This is a genomic window from Microbacterium hominis NBRC 15708 (assembly GCF_001592125.1).
In the GTDB taxonomy this organism is placed as follows: domain Bacteria; phylum Actinomycetota; class Actinomycetes; order Actinomycetales; family Microbacteriaceae; genus Microbacterium; species Microbacterium hominis.
On the sequence record NZ_BCWI01000048.1, the window covers coordinates 1 to 1,020 of the forward strand.

1 protein-coding gene is annotated in these 1,020 nt (G+C 67.7%); it reads left to right on the top strand.

Translation table 11 applies throughout. From position 1 onward, the window contains the following. Nucleotides 1–1,001 (top strand): multicopper oxidase family protein (locus MHO01S_RS16135; RefSeq protein ID WP_060959183.1); only part of this gene is annotated, 1,001 nt, incomplete at its 5' end. Nucleotides 1,002–1,020 lie beyond the last annotated feature (19 nt).

Sequence of the window (1,020 nt, forward strand, 5' to 3'; positions counted from 1 at the left end):
TCATCGACGACCCGGACGAGAAGGTGACGTGGGACGACGAATGGGTGCTGATCCTCGACGACTGGCTCGACGGCGTCACCGCCACCCCGGACCAGGTCCTCACCGACCTCTCGAAGGGCATGGGAGACATGGGCGGGATGGGCGACATGTTCATGCGGATGGGGAACCTGCTGATGGGCGCCACCTCCGAGCTGCTCGGCGGCGACGCCGGCGACGTCTACTACCCGCAGTACCTCATCAACGGCAAACCCAAAGCCGACCCCGCCCAATTCACCGGCACTCCTGGTGCCCGGGTGCGGATCCGTGTCATCAACGCCGGCAGCGACACCGCGTTCCGGTTCGCGATCGGCGGCCACACCCTGACGATCACCCACACCGACGGGTTCCCGGTGGATCCTGTCGAGGTCGACAGTGTCCTGATCGGGATGGGCGAACGCTACGACCTGCAGGTCACCCTGGACGATGGGGTGTTCCCTGTCGTCGCCGACGCGGAAGGCAAGCAGGATCGCGCGTTCGCGCTCGTTCGCACCGCCGCTGGCACGGCTCCGGCCAGCGACGTCCCCGTCGCCGAGCTCGGCACCGGCAGGGTCGGCACCGCTGCCGGACTGAGCGCGACCGCCTCCGTCACCCTGCACCAGGCATCCCCCGACCGGGTCGTGCACCTCGCGCTGACCGGGGGGATGGAGGCGTACGACTGGGGGATCAATGGGCGCCGGTTCGACATGAACGACCCGTTGCGGGACGCGCACGCGGTCAGTATGGGGGAGCGGGTGCAGTTGCGGATCCGCAATGACACCGAGATGTGGCATCCGTTCCACCTGCACGGCCACACCTACCAGCACGCGAACGGCGGCCCCCGGAAGGACACCTCCATCATCCTCCCGGGCCAGACCCTGACAGTCGACTTCGACGCCGACAACCCCGGCCAGTGGGTCGCGCACTGCCACAACATCTACCACGCCGAGACCGGCATGACCACGGTGCTCGGATACCAGTCATGAACCGCGCGTTCATCCCCAG